This is a genomic window from Anaerobium acetethylicum (assembly GCF_900096945.1).
GTDB classification, from domain to species: Bacteria; Bacillota; Clostridia; order Lachnospirales; family Lachnospiraceae; genus Anaerobium; species Anaerobium acetethylicum.
This window is the reverse complement of sequence record NZ_FMKA01000001.1, coordinates 205,870-223,020: the sequence shown is the minus strand read 5'-3', so window position 1 is coordinate 223,020 and position 17,151 is coordinate 205,870. Positions and strand designations below refer to the sequence as shown.

Annotated in this window: 19 protein-coding genes; 1 reads left to right on the top strand and 18 read right to left on the bottom strand. The window is 45.0% G+C overall.

What is annotated here, in order from left to right; translation table 11 throughout:
- Position 1: 1 nt before the first annotated feature.
- The 16 genes from BJR36_RS00985 to BJR36_RS00910 all read right to left on the bottom strand — a co-directional run bounded on the left by BJR36_RS00985 (position 2) and on the right by BJR36_RS00910 (position 15,191).
- Positions 2-535: a Holliday junction resolvase RecU gene (locus BJR36_RS00985; RefSeq protein WP_091228833.1), complete on the bottom strand. Its 534-nt coding sequence runs from the start codon at positions 533-535 to the stop codon at positions 2-4.
- Between the two features lie 140 nt (positions 536-675).
- Positions 676-1,632 (bottom strand): RluA family pseudouridine synthase, encoded by a 957-nt coding sequence (locus BJR36_RS00980; protein WP_091228831.1) that lies wholly within the window; start codon positions 1,630-1,632, stop codon positions 676-678.
- Positions 1,633-1,644: 12 nt separating this feature from the next.
- The gene (locus tag BJR36_RS00975) at positions 1,645-2,253 is read right to left on the bottom strand and encodes a hypothetical protein (RefSeq protein ID WP_091228828.1); all 609 of its coding nucleotides are present in this window, start codon (positions 2,251-2,253) and stop codon (positions 1,645-1,647) included.
- 70 nt (positions 2,254-2,323) lie between these two features.
- Positions 2,324-3,088: an SDR family NAD(P)-dependent oxidoreductase gene (locus BJR36_RS00970; RefSeq protein ID WP_091228826.1), complete on the bottom strand. Its 765-nt coding sequence runs from the start codon at positions 3,086-3,088 to the stop codon at positions 2,324-2,326.
- 22 nt (positions 3,089-3,110) lie between these two features.
- A complete protein-coding gene (locus BJR36_RS00965) occupies positions 3,111-5,006 on the bottom strand; it encodes a YgiQ family radical SAM protein (RefSeq protein WP_091228824.1) in 1,896 nt (631 codons plus the stop codon).
- Positions 4,999-5,673: an HAD family hydrolase gene (locus tag BJR36_RS00960; RefSeq protein WP_091228822.1), complete on the bottom strand. Its 675-nt coding sequence runs from the start codon at positions 5,671-5,673 to the stop codon at positions 4,999-5,001. The genes BJR36_RS00965 and BJR36_RS00960 overlap by 8 nt, the downstream gene beginning before the upstream one ends.
- The gene (locus tag BJR36_RS00955; protein ID WP_169823553.1) at positions 5,667-6,416 is read right to left on the bottom strand and encodes a pseudouridine synthase; all 750 of its coding nucleotides are present in this window, start codon (positions 6,414-6,416) and stop codon (positions 5,667-5,669) included. Before BJR36_RS00955 ends, BJR36_RS00960 begins: the two co-directional genes overlap by 7 nt.
- A complete protein-coding gene (locus tag BJR36_RS00950; protein ID WP_091228817.1) occupies positions 6,413-7,879 on the bottom strand; it encodes an RsmF rRNA methyltransferase first C-terminal domain-containing protein in 1,467 nt (488 codons plus the stop codon). The genes BJR36_RS00955 and BJR36_RS00950 overlap by 4 nt, the downstream gene beginning before the upstream one ends.
- 21 nt (positions 7,880-7,900) lie before the next feature.
- Complete coding sequence (locus tag BJR36_RS00945; protein WP_091228814.1) at positions 7,901-8,713, bottom strand: GTP pyrophosphokinase; 813 nt, start codon at positions 8,711-8,713, stop codon at positions 7,901-7,903.
- A 76-nt stretch (positions 8,714-8,789) separates the two neighbouring features.
- Positions 8,790-10,238 carry an aminoacyl-histidine dipeptidase gene (locus tag BJR36_RS00940; RefSeq protein ID WP_091229872.1) on the bottom strand — a complete coding sequence of 483 codons (1,449 nt, stop codon included), beginning with the start codon at positions 10,236-10,238 and terminating at the stop codon, positions 8,790-8,792.
- A 176-nt stretch (positions 10,239-10,414) separates the two neighbouring features.
- Entirely contained in the window at positions 10,415-11,014 is a 600-nt protein-coding gene (locus BJR36_RS00935) for an ATPase (RefSeq protein WP_091228811.1), read from the bottom strand.
- A 23-nt stretch (positions 11,015-11,037) separates the two neighbouring features.
- Positions 11,038-11,523, bottom strand: coding sequence for a pantetheine-phosphate adenylyltransferase (gene coaD / locus BJR36_RS00930; protein WP_091229869.1), 486 nt, complete (start codon positions 11,521-11,523; stop codon positions 11,038-11,040).
- 98 nt (positions 11,524-11,621) lie between these two features.
- Positions 11,622-12,182, bottom strand: a complete 561-nt coding sequence (gene rsmD, locus BJR36_RS00925) for a 16S rRNA (guanine(966)-N(2))-methyltransferase RsmD (RefSeq protein WP_091228809.1) — start codon at positions 12,180-12,182, stop codon at positions 11,622-11,624.
- Positions 12,183-12,274: 92 nt separating this feature from the next.
- Positions 12,275-12,856 (bottom strand): GNAT family N-acetyltransferase, encoded by a 582-nt coding sequence (locus tag BJR36_RS00920; RefSeq protein ID WP_091228806.1) that lies wholly within the window; start codon positions 12,854-12,856, stop codon positions 12,275-12,277.
- Positions 12,857-13,537: 681 nt separating this feature from the next.
- A complete protein-coding gene (locus BJR36_RS00915) occupies positions 13,538-13,963 on the bottom strand; it encodes a hypothetical protein (RefSeq protein WP_091228804.1) in 426 nt (141 codons plus the stop codon).
- Positions 13,964-14,513: 550 nt separating this feature from the next.
- Positions 14,514-15,191 carry a lysophospholipid acyltransferase family protein gene (locus BJR36_RS00910; RefSeq protein ID WP_091228801.1) on the bottom strand — a complete coding sequence of 226 codons (678 nt, stop codon included), beginning with the start codon at positions 15,189-15,191 and terminating at the stop codon, positions 14,514-14,516.
- 170 nt (positions 15,192-15,361) lie between these two features.
- Between BJR36_RS00910 and BJR36_RS00905 the strand changes: the two genes are divergently transcribed.
- Positions 15,362-16,093, top strand: a complete 732-nt coding sequence (locus BJR36_RS00905; protein ID WP_139133499.1) for a hypothetical protein — start codon at positions 15,362-15,364, stop codon at positions 16,091-16,093.
- A gap of 6 nt (positions 16,094-16,099) precedes the next feature.
- Here the strand turns inward: BJR36_RS00905 and dhaM are convergent, their stop codons facing one another.
- Positions 16,100-16,489 (bottom strand): dihydroxyacetone kinase phosphoryl donor subunit DhaM, encoded by a 390-nt coding sequence (gene dhaM, locus BJR36_RS00900; protein WP_091228796.1) that lies wholly within the window; start codon positions 16,487-16,489, stop codon positions 16,100-16,102.
- Positions 16,489-17,133: a dihydroxyacetone kinase subunit DhaL gene (gene dhaL, locus BJR36_RS00895; protein WP_091228793.1), complete on the bottom strand. Its 645-nt coding sequence runs from the start codon at positions 17,131-17,133 to the stop codon at positions 16,489-16,491. The genes dhaM and dhaL overlap by 1 nt, the downstream gene beginning before the upstream one ends.
- Positions 17,134-17,151 lie beyond the last annotated feature (18 nt).

Here is a 17,151-nt window from a genome sequence, read left to right as displayed (position 1 = left end):
GTCAATCCCTTAAATCCAAATCTTTCTGGAGCACCTCCAGGTAATTGACGAACACCCCGTTTCCTGACGGTATTTGAAAGGCAGGATCCAGTTCGTCATAGGTGAAGCTTTTGCGGCCGCCGCTGTCTGCCCTGTCGACAAATTCCTTCATCTTTGCATAGGTCAGATAATAGAAAACCTGCCTGGCCGAAAAGTATATGATAAGGAAAGAGACACCGTTCTGCTTTTCAAACTCACCCATAAATTCCACCTGATGCCGGTGTATGTTCTGAAGCGCAAAGGTATCGTAGTTGCACTCCTTTGCATCGAAGCAGATTGGAATGCCCTGTATCGCTCCTATATAGTCCACTGTACTCTTTTGTTCAAAATAGGCAAGGGTTATATGCCTTTTCTCCTTATCTATCTTGATAGGGGTTATGGGGGTGGGTACTTTTTGAATCAAGGCAAGCCCCGCCTGGCGGTACTTTTCATTCGTCCTGTTTAGTAGTTCCTCTAAGGTCGATCCCCTTAATCCTCTTGATGTCCATGCTGCCATATATTCTAAAACCTGCTTTCCTGATTTCCTATGAGATAAAAACAGATGCAGGCATGCTGAAACAGCGCGCCATGCATCCGTAGTGAAAGCTGATACCCTAATCCGCTTTCATTTTGGATGTTGAGTAACCTGTGTATAGTTTAGAAGCCTTTTAAAACTTTTTTGAAATCCTGTGGCACCTCTGCCTCAAAAACCCGTCCTGAAAGGTATTTCAGCGGCCCTTTGATCTGTGGCATTTCCAGGCGGTACGAGTGCAGGAGCTGGCGGCTGATTCCGCATTTTTTCCTGAACTCTTCGTTGATTGTCCGGTTGCCGTATTTGACATCCCCAATGATGGGATGGCCTATGGAAGCCAGATGGGCTCTGATCTGATGGGACCTTCCCGTTATCAGTTTAACTTCGAGATAGGTTATCCTTTCATCTGAAAAGAGCGGTTCGTATTCCGTTCTGATATATTTGGAATCAGGAGTCTCTTCTTTCAGGATCCTCACCTTATTGGTCTTTTCATCCTTTACAAGATATCCGTCGATCAGCTGCCTGCCTTCAAGCCTTCCGTTGACGATGCACCTGTAGTATTTATGGAGGCTACGCTCCTTGAATATTTCGGACATGGTCTGCAGCCCTGCAAGGGATTTCCCTGCGACTATGATGCCGCTCGTGTTCCTGTCAAGCCTGTTGCATACCGAAGGTTTAAAGCTCTGCAGGCTGTCCATTGTGATTTCGCCTTTGTCAAGCAGATAGGAAATCACATGTTCAACCATGGAGACATCCGATGTTTCTGCCTTCTGAGAAAGGATTCCGGCCGGCTTGTTGATGATCATGATGTTTGTATCTTCATAGAGTATTTTAAGATTCGGCTTGATCCTGTCTACTTTCAGTTCAGAGAAATTTTCAATCGTCTCATCTGCGAGAAACATCTTGATTTCATCGTTTAACGTAAGCATCTCGTTGCCTGCAGCTTTCTTTCCATTGAGTGTGATGTTCTTTTTCCTGAGCATTTTATAGATAAAGCTTTTTGGCGCCTTGTTCAGGTATTTCGCCAGCAGTTTATCCAGACGCTGCCCCGCCTCGTTCTTGCTTACCTGTATCTGTTTCATTTATTGTTTCTCCTATAGGGAAATCGAAAGAAGAGTTTTGATGATCCTGTCTTCCTGCTCTTTCTTTGTCAGTTTCCCGCCTTCTTCTGTCTCTGCAGATTCTGCAGTTTCCGCCTCTTCTGGCTGCGCCTGGATTCCATCCAGAGTTTCTGTGAATTTTTTGTAATCTGTAAATATCTTCACATTTGTTTCATGGCCGCTTTTACCCAGCGTTTCCCGGATAAACTTTGCTGCTGCATAGGTATCAGAATTCTCATCTTTTATGAGTCCGAAGATGCTGCCGCCATCAAGGGCAATGCAGTCAAAGGGCATGACGCTGTCATAGGATGTGATTACGACTTCATAGAGCAGCCGCCTGTCTCCGTATCTGCTTTCCAGCTCACGGTATCTGTCTTCCGCAATCCCTTTTCTTGGAAATAGGGCGATCAGGTTGACTGCAAGCCTGCTGGCAGGCAGACACCATAATATGGCAAAAATCGTAAAGCCATTCAGTTTCGTTTTCTGGGTCAGGATACCCGCCAGAAAAATTGCCAAAACCAGGCCGAAAGTCAGCAGCGTGTTCCTGATCATCCTTCTTTTATGCGTCTCCAAATAGCCAAATGTTCCTTTTACCGCTTTCATTCCCGTATTACCTTTCCATGTTCATTGTCAAATAACAGAAGCGGTTTAGGCCGCCGCTGAATAAAAATATTTATGAAAAAAATTTATCTGCGAAAAAAATGAGGACCCTGTGGGGCGCTGCTTTGGACAGGACATAAAATGCTTTCATGACTCCGCCATAGATGGAATACTCCTTCTTTTTATGGGAATCTCTGATCGCCTTGCTGACCACTTTGACTGGATCTGCCATAAAGGCATCTTTAAACATGGGCCTTGGACATTCGCTGTCCGCTATTCCGAAAAACTCCGTTCTTACGGGCCCAGGGCATACCGTGGTTACGTAGATGCCTTTGCCGGACAGTTCCCTTCTGAGGGCTCTTGAAAAGCTGAAGACAAAGGATTTGCTGGCAGAATAGACAGCAAAGTTCGGCTGCGGCATAAATGCAGCTGAAGAGGCGAGCTGTATGATGCGGCTTCCTTTCGACATGTATGGTATGCACACATAGGTGATTTCGGTAAGGGACCTGCAGTTCAGGTCGATCATCCCCTTGATATCCTCGTAGGAATTCTCCTCAAAATACCCTCTTTTTCCAAACCCGGAGGAATTGACAAGCACCTTGATCTGCGGCTTTTCTTCAGCCAGCAGTTCCTTAAGGGCTGTGATGCTTCCTTCCTCAGTGAGGTCATAGGTCAGGATCCGGAGTTTTAGCGGCAGTTTTTTCTGCAGTTCAACAAGGCGTTCCTCACGCCTTGCAATTACCCATATTTCATCAAGATTCCTGTATGCCTTTGTCAGCTGAAATACAAATTCCTTTCCAATACCTGAAGATGCGCCTGTGACGATCGCTATCTGCATAATGCTTCCCCCTGTCATTCCTTTATTTTTTCTTATGTACGTTTCTTATTGTTTTTTTCTTAACAGGCTTCTTCTCCTGCTGCTTCTGTTTCTGCACGCCCGGGGCAAATCGCCTGTCTCCCTGGCGGGGACGTATCAGGCATTTCTTGTCAAAGCCGATGAGGTCTGTGCGGTGGGCCAGTGTCAGTGCTTCTACTACAAGATCGTAATTTTTCGGATTCCTGTACTGGATCAGCGCCCTCTGCATGGCTTTTTCATGAGGATTTGTCGGTACGTATACGCTTTCCATTGTCCTTGGATCGAGGCCTGTGTAATACATGCATGTTGAAACTGTCGATGGGGTCGGATAGAAATCCTGCACCTGCTCCGGCATATATCCCAGGTCTCTCAGGTATTCAGCCAGAACCACGGCTTCCTTCAGTGTCGAACCCGGATGGGAAGACATCAGGTATGGAACCATAAACTGTTTCTTGCCGATTTCTTCATTTATTTCTTTGAAGCGCTTTGAAAATTTTTTGAATACGCTGTTCTCCGGTTTTCCCATTTTCTGAAGTACTTTATCCGACACATGCTCAGGCGCAACCTTCAGCTGTCCGCTTACATGATGCTCGCAAAGCTCCCTGAAGAAAGTCTCATCCTTGTCTGCGAGCATGTAGTCGAAACGGATCCCCGAACGGATAAACACTTTTTTTACTCTTGGAAGCTCCCTCAGTTTCCTGAGGAGACCAAGGTAATCGCTGTGGTCCGCGTTGAGATTGCTGCACGGTTTCGGGAAGAGGCACTGCTTATTGACACAGGCACCCTTTGTAAGCTGCTTGTCGCAGGCAGGAGCCCTGAAATTTGCAGTTGGTCCACCGACATCGTGGATGTACCCTTTGAAGTCATCCTCCCAGGTCATCTGTTCAGCTTCAGAAAGGATGGATTCATGGCTTCTTGCCTGTATGATTCTGCCCTGATGGAATGTAAGGGCACAGAAGCTGCATCCGCCGAAGCATCCCCTGTTGCTGATGATGCTGAATCTGACTTCCTGGATCGCCGGAATCCCGCCTGCCTCCTTGTAAGAAGGATGGTAATCCCTCATGTACGGCAGGGCATATACCCTGTCCATTTCAGACATGGAAAGAGGCTTTGAAGCAGTGTTCTGCACCACATAGAGGTTATCAGCGTACTTTTCAATAAGAGGCTTGCCGGAAAAAGGGTCCGTGTTGCGGTCCTGTATGGCGAAACTCCTTGCATAGGCTTCTTTTGATTCCTTGATCTCCCTGAATTCCGGAAGGAAAATGCCTCCATATACGGATGACGGGTCTTTCGTCTTGTAGACGGTCCCCTCGATGAAGGTGATGTCCTGGATGGCGATGCCGCTGTTCAGTGCATCCGCAATTTCTACGATTGAGCGTTCGCCCATGCCATAGGAGATAATATCTGCTCCGGAATCCAGCAGCATCGAGCGTTTGATGCCATCTGACCAGTAGTCATAATGGGCCAGCCTTCTCAGGCTGGCTTCTATTCCGCCGACAATGACCGGTGTTTCCTTATGGGTCTGCCTGATCAGATTGCAGTATACAGTCGCTGCATAATCAGGCCTTTTTCCCATTACACCGCCCGGGGTATAGGAATCCGTAGTACGTCTTTTCTTGGAAACCGAATAGTGGTTTACCATGGAATCCATATTTCCGCCGCTTACGAGAAAGCCGAGCCTCGGCGTTCCAAGGATGTTGATACTATTCCTGTCTTTCCAGTCAGGCTGCGCTATTATGCCGACTGTATATCCGTTCACTTCGAGAATCCTGCTTATGATTGCAGGTCCGAAGGACGGATGGTCGACATATGCATCGCCTGTCACATAGACGAAGTCCAGAGTTTCTATGTTTCGTTTTTCCATATCAGCTCTGCTGATTGGGAGAAAATCTTTAATCATTTTTTAATACCTCATATGTTCCGAATTTTATATCTTCATAATCCTTTATATAGTAATCAGCGAGTGAGCGTTTTTCTTCTTCCTGGTCAGCCGAGAACTCGTCGTAAATGGTGCATACACGCATTCTTGCATTTTTTCCTGCAAGGATTCCCATCGGCACGTCCTCGAAAACAAGGCAGTGGTCCGGATGGGCTCCCAAGTCTCCTGCTGCCTTCAGATAGATGTCCGGAGCAGGCTTCCCGGCCCTTACGTCGCAGGCTGTTATAATCGTGTCAAACATGCGGTCAAGTCCGTGGACCTTTGCCACAGTCTCAGCCAGCTCCCTGGAGTTGCTTGTGGCAATTCCAAGGCTGATGCCGTTATCCTTGAGCTGCTGCAGAAAGTGGACTGCTCCTTTTTTCATCGGAACGTGGTTCTGATATTTATCGAACGCCATCCTGTTCCATTCGTGCTTTATTTCATCAAGGGACTCCTTTAGGCCGAACCTGTCCTTGAAATAGACAGCTGTTTCGGAAAATCCCATTCCTTCGATTTCCTTCTGGAGGTCATCCGGCAGACTGATACCGTACCTGCCCAGAAACTCGATATCGATCGTTTTCCACATCCACATGGAATCGACAAGTGTGCCGTCCAAATCAAAAATGGCTGTTTTAACATTTTTTAACATTCTATTCTCCTCTGGATATCAGCTGAATCCTGGCTGCGCAGTATTTCAAGTTCTTCTTCCGTCAGCTTTCTGTATTCACCTGGTCTGAGTCCTGGATCAAGGGCAATTCCGCCCATTGAAACCCGCTTTAAGTAGGTTACCGTTTTCCCGACAGCTTCAAACATCCTTTTTACCTGATGGAATTTCCCTTCGGTAATCGTAAGCTCAATTTCGGACTGGATCCCGCTTGTGAGTATCTTAAGATCGGCAGGCAGGGTCAGCTCCTTTTCGCCTATATCCACGCCTTCTTTGAAAAGCGCCCTGTCTTCCTCTGTTACTATTCCGTCAATCAAAGCAAAATACGTCTTCTCTACATGGTGTCTCGGTGAAAGAAGCCTGTGGGCAAGATCCCCGTCATTTGTTATAAAAAGGAGCCCTTCCGTATCTTTATCGAGTCGTCCTGCCGGGAAGAGGTCCTTCCGCTTTTTATCAACGATAAGTTCAAGGACCGTTTCAGAAACGTTGTCACGTGTTGCCGAGACGCATCCAGCCGGTTTGTTAAGCATGTAGTATTCAAAATCGGCATAACCGACACATCTTCCATTGTACTCGACGATGTCCCTGTCGGCATCGACTTTCAGCTCAGGTGATTTTACGGTTTCGCCGTTCACCCTGATAAGCCCTTTTCTTACAAAGTTCTTGACCTCGCTTCTGGTCCCGGCACCCATATCTGCCAGGTATTTATCTAATCTGATAGGTTTCATATCTGCCATCTCCATCCCGGATAATATTTGTTCTTTAGCGAACAGGATGTGAGTTTCCCCCATCCAAGAGGATAACCGTCGACACACACAAGACGCCATCCCGACGCTTTCTGGTCCGTTATATCCTCCAGCTCTATGGTCTCGCCCTTCAGGTATCGGATCACCCTTTGATCAGAAACAGGAAGGTTTACGGTATTCGGATATCCTTCTTTCATAAAACTCATTGCAAGGGCCTGGCTGGGCTCAAAACGGTTCTTCTTGAGTTCACCGAGGAAAAGGCCCGTACGCAGGAATCTGAACCCCCTGATGCCTTCTGTGCCTTCCGGGACCAGGTAGGCATTCCCTTCGTGTACTTTGAGGATCCTGCCTTCCCTGTTTATCCCTGCATCTGCGATGAAGTTCTCTAGCTCTCGTAATCCGCTATCTGGATCTTCTTCTACGGATACAGATCTGCCCCGCTTTTTCTGATTCTTATCCGGTCTGTCCTTTTTGTTTTTAGCAGGCTTTGTTTCCGTGTACAGAACCTTATCATCCCTGTTTTCACGAATATGCGAAGCGGTAACGCCATCATCTTCTGCTTTCTTTAGAAGTGCGATGAAATGCCCTTCGCCCTGCGCTTTGTGGGGCCAGATACGGACACATTTTTCAAACTCTCCTCCTCCTAATCCATGGGAGAAGCCTTCATATTGTGGAAGCTCCATGATAGAAAAGCCGCTGCAGTTCTCGAGGAGATATGCGATGGTCCCTTCATTTTCAACAGGAGAGAACGTGCAGGTGGAAAAAAGCATCATGCCGCCGGGCTTAAGCATCCTTGCAGCCGAAAGAATGATTCCCTTCTGTATTTCCGCATAGAACTCAGGGCCTTTTTCTATCCAGCTCTTGATCATGGCCGGATCCTTCCTGAACATCCCTTCCCCGGAACAGGGAGCATCAATCAGAATCTTGTCGAAATATCCCGTGAAATATTGCTCAAGCTTTTCAGGTGTCTCGCTTACGATGAGGGAATTGCTGATCCCGAACAGCTCAATGTTTTTCAGGAGCCCTTTCGCCCTTGAAACGCTGATGTCATTTGCCACTAGGACTCCGGTTCCTTTCAGCTTTGCGCCAAGCTCGGTGCTCTTTCCACCAGGTGCGGCGCAGAGATCAAGGACTCTGTCCCCTTCCTCTATGGGCAGCAGGCTGGCTGGCGTCATCGCACTCGGTTCCTGAAGGTAATAAAGCCCGGCAAAATAATATGGATGTTTGGCAGGGGATTCCTCCTCGCCATAATAATAGCCGTTCGGTATCCATGGAATTTTCTTCAGATGGAAGGGAGAAATCTTTTCAAACTCCTCACAGCTTATTTTATTCGTATTAACCCTTAAGCCGTAGAGTCTTGGATTGGCATAACTGGCCAGATAATCCTCATACTCATTCCCAAGAAGGTTTTTCATTAATTCCGCAAATTGAACCGGTAATTCCATGTTTCATAACTCCATTTCGTTTTAGTGTATATCCGACAGATTCTGTGCCCTGTAGCCTTCAGCAATGATATCAAGCTGCTTGTTGAAGCGCTCCAGCTGCTCTATATCGTCATATTCGTATATTCTGTAGAATTCGTCCTGTATCTTCAGGACCTCTCTTTTGTTAGCTACCTTGTAGAGGTTCTGTATGTTGTTCAGGATATCGGCCACAATATTGGCTTTTATCTGGAAGGAGTTCTGGGCATCCATAATTTCGTTTCTCACCAGGGACATTTCCTTGTCGAGAAGGATAATGGCGTCAGCCGCTCCTGTCAGCCTGCTTCTGATATGTTCAGGCATGTTCTTCTTGTATTTGTACTGAAGCGAATGCTCGATGGTAGCCCAGAAATTCATTGCCAGAGTCCTGATCTGGATCTCTACCTGCAGTTTTTTTGGGCCTTTCAGCGTCTGGATCTGGTAGTAGACAATCATGTGGTAGCTTCGGTATCCGCTGGACTTCATGTTTGTAATGTAGTCCTTTTCGCTTTTGACCTCCATGTCATTCCGCTGTTTTATGAGTTCGACCACTTTATTGATATCCTCTACGAACTGGCATATGATTCGGATTCCGGCAATGTCCTCTATCTTTTCCTCTATTTCATCCAGCGGGATATGCTTCTTCTGGGCTTTTTCAAGAATACTTGAGATTGCTTTGACCCTCCCGTCAACCTGTTCGATCGGAGAATAAAGACCGCTGGCTTTATGCTCCCTGACCAGATGATCGAATTTTACAGTCAGCTCCTCTACCGCCAGTTCATAGGGATTGAGTATTTCCCTCCATAATTGTATTTCCATAAAAACCCTCTCCTTACATCAAATTGTGAAAATATGTAACTATTCAGGGCTATGTCCTTCATAGTCACATATGATATTATACGCCGGCCTTAAGGATCTCTAAAAGGTAATCCCAGAATCTCTGAACGGATGATATGCTGAGCCTTTCTTCAGTAGTATGGATATCAAAAATATCCGGTCCTGCAGACACGATATCAAGATCTTCCTTCTTCGAGCATAGTATTCCGCATTCAAGCCCCGCATGTATCGCCTGTATCTGAGGCTCTGCACCGTACTGCTTTCTATAGATATCTACCATAAGTTTCCTGAATTCCGAATCCTTTTTAAATTCCCACCCGGGATAATCTCCGGAAATCGTGTATTCTCCGCCCAGGAATTCCGTCAGATATTTCAGCTGGCTGCTAAGGGCTTCTTTCGCAGAACGGATTGAGCTTCTGACTGCAAATATCATTCTAAGGTCTGACTCTTCGAGTTTCAGAACCCCCATATTGAGAGATGTTTCAACCAGTCCCGGAATATCTGCGCTCATAGACTGGATGCCATTCGGTGCATTCATGATCATGAAAATGACAATTTCACGGCTGCGCGGTGAAAGCATCCTGCCGGTCTGGAGTCCCATATTTTTGCATGCAACCCTGATTCCGGGATCAGCAGTTTTGTATTCGTTCCTGAGTATATCGTCGAATTCTGCAATGATTTCCTCAAAGATTTCCGTATCGCTTTCGTCTATGAAAAGCTCGGCTGATGTCTCCCTTGGTATGGCATTGTCCTTTTGCCCGCCGGCAAGACTGATTATGCCAAAGCACAGTTCACTGTCTATATAATGGAGCAGCCTTCCCATAAGCTTGTTGGAATTTGCCCTGCATTTGTCGATTTCCGTACCCGAGTGGCCTCCGATCAGCCCGCTGATGGAAACCTGGTATTTTACCCTGGTTTCTTCCACATATTCCACCGGAAGGCAGCAATGTCCTTTGAGCCCTCCTGCACAGCTGGTAAGAAGTATGTTCTCTTCTTCCGAATCGATGTTCAGCAGTCTTTTTCCTTTGATCGGTGTCATGTCGAGTCCATGGGCTCCGTCCATTCCTGTTTCTTCATCAACGCTGAAGATCACTTCCAGCCTTGGATGGCTGATTTCTTCATCGTCAAGGAGGGCGAGGGCGTATGCAATGGCAATCCCGTCATCTGCACCGAGGGTAGTATCCTTTGCTGAAACAAAGTCTCCGTCCATAACGAGTTCAAGTCCATCTTTACTGAAATCGTGAGTGCTTCCCGGCTTCTTTTCACAGACCATGTCAAGATGTCCCTGAATAATGACCGGCGGAACATTGTCATAGCCTTTAGAGGCCTCTTTTATTATAATTATATTATTAAGGCCATCCTGATGATATTCAAGCCTGCGGTTTTTCGCAAATTCAACGCAATAATCGCTTATCCTTTTTGTATCCCCTGATCCTCTCGGAATCCCGGAAATTTCTTCAAAATATTCAAATACCTTAACAGGCTCTAATTGTGATAATTTTTTCATTTCTTCAACCTTCCATTCTCTATGTTCATTGTTGCATAATGCCAGAAAAAAATCAATATTTACGCCCGCTGTAAATGTCCGCCAAAAAAGACATCTGAATTTCAACATTGATTTGAAATGCCAGATGCCTTATATAAACAGCTTGCGCACGTTGATATCTGAACGCTGCACCAGAATTAATCTAATTCAAAATCTTCGTCTGCTTCATTTCCTGCGTCTGATGCAGAAGCAGTCTCTTCTGACTGATTCAACTCAGCCCTGTTCGCCGCCACGACATCCATTGAATTCTGCATCGCACTCATGAGTCCTTCATACTTTGAACTGAAATTATTCATTGAATGAGAAACAATATTCTGTAGGCTGGCAAGCATTTCATCGGTATACTGAATGGATGCCATGCGGATGTTATTTGCATCATTTGTGGCATTGTCAAGTATCTCCTGCGCCTGGTTCGTAGCCATCATTACAATTTCATTTGCCTGTTCGTAGGCTTTCTGCATAATCTCGTGCTCATTGATCAGCTCGTTCGTATGTATCGTTGCCGCTGCCAGTATCGAATCTGCCTTAGCCTGAGCATCCGCCAGTATCGCATCTTTGTTGTTGATGATCTTCTGATACCGTTTGATTTCATCCGGAGTCTTTAACCTGAGTTCAGTCAGCAGTTCGCTGATTTCATCTCTGTTTACGATAATGTTTACTTTTGATAATGGCTGCTGCCTGCACCCGCCGATGTACTGTTCCATCTCGTCAATAATCTGTTCAATTCTGCTGCTCATGTCTATCTCTCCTTAATCTTCCCTTAATTAGAAATGCCGTATTTTTCATATATTTTTTTAGCTGCCAATGGTGGTACGAAAGCAGAAATGTCCCCTCCAAATCCTGCTACTTCCTTAACCGTCGTTGAACTTAGATATGCATATTGAAGGCTGGTCGTCAAAAATACTGTATCTATGTGCGGAGCTATTATGCGATTTGTCTGTGACATCTGAAGCTCATATTCGAAATCAGTAATGGCCCGTAGTCCTCTTATTATGATTTTAGCATCACATTGTGAAGCAAAATCCACAAGCAGTCCTCCAAACTCCTTAACTGTTACATTCTTCAAATCTTTTGTCACTTCTTTTAACATATTAACACGTTCTTCAGTTGAAAACAACGGAGTTTTCGATTTGTTTTTCAAAACACCAATCACCAGTTCGTCTACCATATAGGCAGAACGGGTAATAATATCTATGTGTCCAAAAGTCACCGGATCAAAACTTCCGGGATATACAGCTCTAACCAAATTAACCACCATGCCCTTTCTCGGCTCCATGGAAACGACACAGCTTCCCCTCAGAAAAGGTCTGTGCAGCTTCTTGTCTCAAGAAACAATAAAATCTTTTATGCCTCTTCCTTCAGTATTATAAATACATGTTTATTTGTCTTGTAGTTCTTTTCTTTTTTAATTTCAAATCCCATGCTGCCAACATAATCAAACCCGGTATCCAGTGAAGCCTCCACGATAATCAGCGTATGGGCATCCACAAGGGTCGTAGTATGCAGTGCCTCAAGGACCCTCTTCTCTTCAAGCATATGATATGGCGGATCAAGAAATATGATATCAAAAGGCTTTTCGCCATCAAGTTTCCGGATTGCTGTCACAACTTCATCTGTCATTACGCGCGCCTTATCCTGAAGCTTTGTAAAAGCCAGATTTTCCTTGATGCATTGTACTGCTCTTGGATTTTTTTCCACGAAAACCGCTTCTTCAGCACCGCGGCTGAGTGCTTCTATCCCAATTCCACCGCTTCCGCTGTAAAGGTCGAGAAAACGGCAGTCCGCGATTTCATTATGTATCATGTTGAACAGGGTTTCCTTAATCCTGTCCGTGGTTGGTCTTGTATCAAGTCCATCTATCGTCTTCAGCTGCAGGCGCCTTGCCGTGCCGGAAATTACTCTCATATATCATTACTTCCTTATTTCAAATTTGGTATTATCTAAAAACAATTATATGTTTATCCCTTTTATATGTCAAATCTTTTCATAATGAGCCGTCAAAGCAGGCTTTTTCTCAGAATATCCGCAATCAGATCGGTTCCCAGTGCTGAAAACGGAACAGACGCGGTGGGACTGCCTCCAAAATCTCTTAATGTCTTTACCATGCACAGTACATCATGCCACTCGCCGAACTTGTAGCCCGTATTTTTATAGAGGCCGACATCAGTGAAGCCGAAATGCCTGTGCAGGGATTCGCTTTTTTTGTTTGGATAGGCAATCAGGACATATAGATTGTAGAAGCCCTGGGCCTTTAAAAGATTAATAAGTGCCGCATAAAGAATCGTGCCTATTCCCATCCCCTGGCATTCGTTGCTTACGTATACAGAAAGATCTGCGTTCCACTGGTAAGCAGCCCTTTCATGATGTGGGGAAGCATAGGCATACCCCGCTGTTTTTCCATCCACCATGCATACAAGCCACGGGAATTTCTCGCAAATTGTTTTCATGCGAAGTCTGAATTCTTCCTCTGACGGGACTTCATACTCGAACGTTATTGAGGTCGATTCTATATAGGGCCTGTATATGGCAAGTATAGCTTCTGCATCTTCAAGTGTAGCTGGACGTATCGATAGTTCCATAATTTTATCCTCCTTGATCAACGGGTCCCAAAGTCATGTTTTTTCATGCAAGCATGAAGCATATGACCTTTGGACCCTGGATACCAACGGATTGTTCCGCACTTTGTGCTCCCACAATCCTAGAAACATGAGAAATCCGCCCTGTTCGGGCTCCTTTCTCATGTTTTGCGGGTCCCAAAGTCATGTTTTTTCATGCAAGCATGAAACACATGACCTTTGGACCCTGGATACCAACGGATTGTTCCGCACTTTGTGCTCCCACAATCCTAAAACATGAGAAATCCGCCCTGTTAGGGCTCCTTTCTCATGTTTTGCGGGTCCCAAAGTCATGTTTTTTCATGCAAGCAAGAGACACATGACCTTTGGACCCTTGGATACCAACGGATTGTTCCGCACTTTGTGCTCTCACAATCCTAAAACATGAGAAATCCGCCCTGTTAGGGCTCCTTTCTCATGTTTTGCGGGTCCCAAAGTCATGTTTTTTCATGCAAGCATGAAACACATGACCTTTGGACCCTTGGTATCATATTATATTCCATCTTCTGCTTGTAAGTAAAGAAAAAAAACCCTGCCAGTTCATTCTGGCAGGGCAGATTTAGTGAACAGTAACGTTTATATCATTTTGCATTCGCAACTTTGTTAAGATTACTGGAACTAACAAAAATTTTCATCTGAATTCCGCTAAATGCCATTGTTCCATGCATCCAGAATTCCAGCATCATGGATTGCCTGTTCGCGAAGACCTTCTGGAATCATTCCAGGGTCGTAAGCATTGAAAAGAATTTCAGCCCGGTACAATGCATTGAGAACTGCTTCAGTCGGAACTGCATTGGATGTCCACAAATTCAGTTTTGCAGCAATATACTGATGTGCAAGTATAATATATGCATCTCCCTTTGTCGGAACTTTCAGCATCTGTATCCAGGTCATACCAGAACCAAAAAATGTATCACTTGGTAAAAGTGTTGATTCACAGCGCTCATCCCATACTTCTGTATGATTCTTCCAATATCCCTGGGTATATAATATGCCGCATGCGGATACCGGTAATGATACAGCTAACATCATAACCATAGCCAAAGCTATTATAGCATACCTTTTTTTCATATTAATTACCTCCTTACTGTTGTTGTAAACATCGTTACAAACAGATTTTCAAACTTTTTCAAAATAAATCAGCTCTCTTGATATCTCAACACCTCCGTAAATTTACGGGCAGTCGTGCTGCCATCACAGGGTTGGACAGTTCTTACCAAGTCGCGAATTAAAATAAAAAGTCCGGTAACAGAATTTGTAATCTCTGCAGTTCAGGTAAAAAATATGTAATTATATTGCATATAAGATTGGATATAAGAATGTCTCTATTGTGAGTAAAGCTGATTTTCTGAGAAGCGGTTTCGTTTATAATAAAACAAAAACCGGCCATCTCTGGTCGGCTGCAATACGGTCTCGAATTAGGATAAGTATCTAATTATAGCCATATGCTGCTACCTTCCCAAAATATCGATTCAGTTCTTTTTTACAATCTAATAATACTACTTTTTATCTATTATGTAAACAATTTCAATGCCTTTAACTCACAATTATTGTATTTGCAATACATTTTTAACTTTTCCGTAACAACAGCTGCAGTATGACAAAATATCAGAAATATCCCTTACTTACTGTCATACATTGCAGTTATGCTGCCTGTAAGGCCTTCGATAATACGTTGCTTTTCAGAATGAAACTTTTTGTCGGGGTCAAAGGTTATCCTGCTGCCAATGCTGATCCTGTTGGTCGTTCTATTCACGCACACTGGATAAAAAACCATATTTTTATTGGTTTGTTCATAGTACACCCTTGCGAGATTTATAAATCCGCTATCGAATCTGCAAATTACATCATTTAAAGGCTGCCCTGAAATTTCCGGAAAAACAAGGATATTGTTACCCTTTTCGAGATTTTTAACGGTCATGTCAATTGTCAGGATTATGCTCCGGCTTTTTCTGAAAACAGGAATTGCCCCGATATATCGCATGATTGCAACACAAGCTGGGCTGATCAATGCAGCTGCAATCGTGCTGAGCGGTGACTTAAGGTTAAGAGCTGTTTCAAAAAAGGCTGTTTTCAGATATCTTCTGCAGTATTTCCGTTCTGTAAGCTCATGGGCTACCCAGGGAATCAATTTTAAATCGGTGAACACAAGCAGTTTCACGGGAGCATAATAGCCGACGTGATTTGAGACGAAAAAAGCGGGGACTCCGGACGCTATGTTATCCAATCCCGTTATTTCCGGCTTTTTCATTATTTTTCGTATCAGCCATGCAGCCGGATGGTGTTTCATATTATTCATGCGCTTCACTTCCAGTCGTTTTATATTGTTTTGAAACGTATGGAACACAGTCGTGTTGTCAGAAAACAAGTTGAATATGCTATGCAATTTAACCGCCAGGATGTATAATGTAGATAGATTCTTATAGTATCGGAATGACAGAAAAAGTATCGCACATAAGGAGGGTTCATATGCATAAACTACGTTTATTTATGACATTCATGCTCCTTACATCAATCTTGTTTCTGACCTCAGGGTGTTCAAAACCGACAGAAGAAGGAAGTCCGTTCAGCCTCGAAATGATGCCTGAGCAGCTGAACGGAGATTCTATACCTGGACAGCGCTGCGTGTTCCTGGTTACAATTACGGACGAAAGCCCGACAGGTGAAAATCCGGTTGAGCTTTCTGCTGAAGCTTCGAATGCCGACATTATAATATATAAACATGCAATAACAGAAGAACAGGTCGCCGAGATTGTTGCTATACCGCGAAAATCCTCTGTCGGTGAAACCGTAAAATTAACGGTCTCAGGCAGTCGGAACGGTTTTACCGATCAGAAATCGGTCACGTTCCAGGTCATTGACGGCGAGGATGACAGGCAGAAATATGCATCAGAGCTCAGGGACAAGTTTGCCGTATGGCTCGAAGCGAACCATCCTGAATTAGGGATTACGTACGGGATGGAATGGGCAGGAACCATGGTAAGTCCACAATGGCTGGTTGTTTCACACTATCTTTTTTTCTCTGACGAATGGGAGATGCATGTCGAATGGCACATCATGATACCTCCTCATGATTGGGCCAGAATCGACCTCAGGCACAGATTTGACGAATCGAAACCTTCTTCTGCATTCGAAATATCGTCTCTGGATGCCGGATCCGATCCAATTGCAATTGAAGTTCCAGAAACGGTGTGGCGATAAGCGGCATCAAGGCATCTTTGAGATACGGCAGTGCTTCAGCTCCTTCATTATCTCGGAAAGGGGTTTGGACAAGCCACTGTTTACAGCTGCAATGGCTGCTCCCTCGACCATTGCAGCATCAGAAATTTCAACCCTTTTCCGCATGTCCTCATCAAGCATTTCCACTGCCATTTCCGCATTCATATAGGCGCTTCCAAGATCGAAAATGATCAGAACGCCATCATCCGTATAGACTTCCCTGATAGCCTTCAGAATGCTGTTTATATCTGTTCCAAGTCTTCCGTCCGCAGTGCCGCCGGCAGCAGCTATGGAAACTTCCGGTGCCATCTGAGCGGCTATTTCTCTGGCTCCCTCAGCTGCATTCCGGCTGTGGGATACGATTACAATACCAACCATCAGCTACTCTCCTGTCCATATAATTCATCAAATATAGTTTTCAGTATAAGTGCGAAGGATGCTGCTCCTGCGTCTTTATGGCCTATGCTGCGTTCCGCCAGGTAGCTTGCCCTTCCCTTCCTGGCAATCATGTCTTTTGTGTTCTCCAACCCCAGGTATGCAGCATCAACTGCTGCCTTTATGGCTTGTTGGGGCGATTCGCCTGCTGCATTGGAGGAATTCAGCGCATTCAGCGCCTCTTCTGCCGCATCTACCATGGTCTTATCTTTAGGTTCTGCATGACCTCTCATTTTAATCCCTTCAAGAGCAGATTTCAGCATGTTTTCCAGATCAGCGACATCAACAGTCTGCTTTCCTTCCACCACGGCACCTGCTTTTAAAAAAGCCGTTCCGTAAAGCGGGCCTGCTGCACCGCCGACATTCGATACCAATGCCATCCCGGCCTTTTTTAAGATTATGCCGATATCGCTCCCGTCATCATCCTTCAGCTTTTCCCGTACTGCATGGAATCCCCTGCTCATATTGATCCCATGGTCTCCGTCCCCGATTGCTGCATCAAGCTCGGTCAGCATGAGCTTATTTTCTTCGATTACATCGGCTATTCTGTCCAGTATTTCGATTAGTTTTTTTCCGTTTACGACCATTGAAATCACCCCAGTTCC

Coding starts and splice junctions, on each gene's coding strand:
- BJR36_RS00905 (WP_139133499.1), top strand. CDS start 15,362: ATGCATAAACTACGTTTATTTATGACATTCATGCTCCTTACATCAATC.
- BJR36_RS00975 (WP_091228828.1), bottom strand. CDS start 2,253: ATGAAAGCGGTAAAAGGAACATTTGGCTATTTGGAGACGCATAAAAGA.
- dhaM (WP_091228796.1), bottom strand. CDS start 16,489: ATGGTTGGTATTGTAATCGTATCCCACAGCCGGAATGCAGCTGAGGGA.
- BJR36_RS00985 (WP_091228833.1), bottom strand. CDS start 535: ATGGCAGCATGGACATCAAGAGGATTAAGGGGATCGACCTTAGAGGAA.
- dhaL (WP_091228793.1), bottom strand. CDS start 17,133: ATGGTCGTAAACGGAAAAAAACTAATCGAAATACTGGACAGAATAGCC.
- BJR36_RS00970 (WP_091228826.1), bottom strand. CDS start 3,088: ATGCAGATAGCGATCGTCACAGGCGCATCTTCAGGTATTGGAAAGGAA.
- BJR36_RS00960 (WP_091228822.1), bottom strand. CDS start 5,673: ATGTTAAAAAATGTTAAAACAGCCATTTTTGATTTGGACGGCACACTT.
- BJR36_RS00980 (WP_091228831.1), bottom strand. CDS start 1,632: ATGAAACAGATACAGGTAAGCAAGAACGAGGCGGGGCAGCGTCTGGAT.
- BJR36_RS00965 (WP_091228824.1), bottom strand. CDS start 5,006: ATGATTAAAGATTTTCTCCCAATCAGCAGAGCTGATATGGAAAAACGA.
- rsmD (WP_091228809.1), bottom strand. CDS start 12,182: ATGAGAGTAATTTCCGGCACGGCAAGGCGCCTGCAGCTGAAGACGATA.
- BJR36_RS00915 (WP_091228804.1), bottom strand. CDS start 13,963: ATGAAAAAAAGGTATGCTATAATAGCTTTGGCTATGGTTATGATGTTA.
- BJR36_RS00940 (WP_091229872.1), bottom strand. CDS start 10,238: ATGAAAAAATTATCACAATTAGAGCCTGTTAAGGTATTTGAATATTTT.
- BJR36_RS00910 (WP_091228801.1), bottom strand. CDS start 15,191: ATGAATAATATGAAACACCATCCGGCTGCATGGCTGATACGAAAAATA.
- BJR36_RS00935 (WP_091228811.1), bottom strand. CDS start 11,014: ATGAGCAGCAGAATTGAACAGATTATTGACGAGATGGAACAGTACATC.
- BJR36_RS00950 (WP_091228817.1), bottom strand. CDS start 7,879: ATGGAATTACCGGTTCAATTTGCGGAATTAATGAAAAACCTTCTTGGG.
- BJR36_RS00955 (WP_169823553.1), bottom strand. CDS start 6,416: ATGAAACCTATCAGATTAGATAAATACCTGGCAGATATGGGTGCCGGG.
- BJR36_RS00920 (WP_091228806.1), bottom strand. CDS start 12,856: ATGGAACTATCGATACGTCCAGCTACACTTGAAGATGCAGAAGCTATA.
- BJR36_RS00945 (WP_091228814.1), bottom strand. CDS start 8,713: ATGGAAATACAATTATGGAGGGAAATACTCAATCCCTATGAACTGGCG.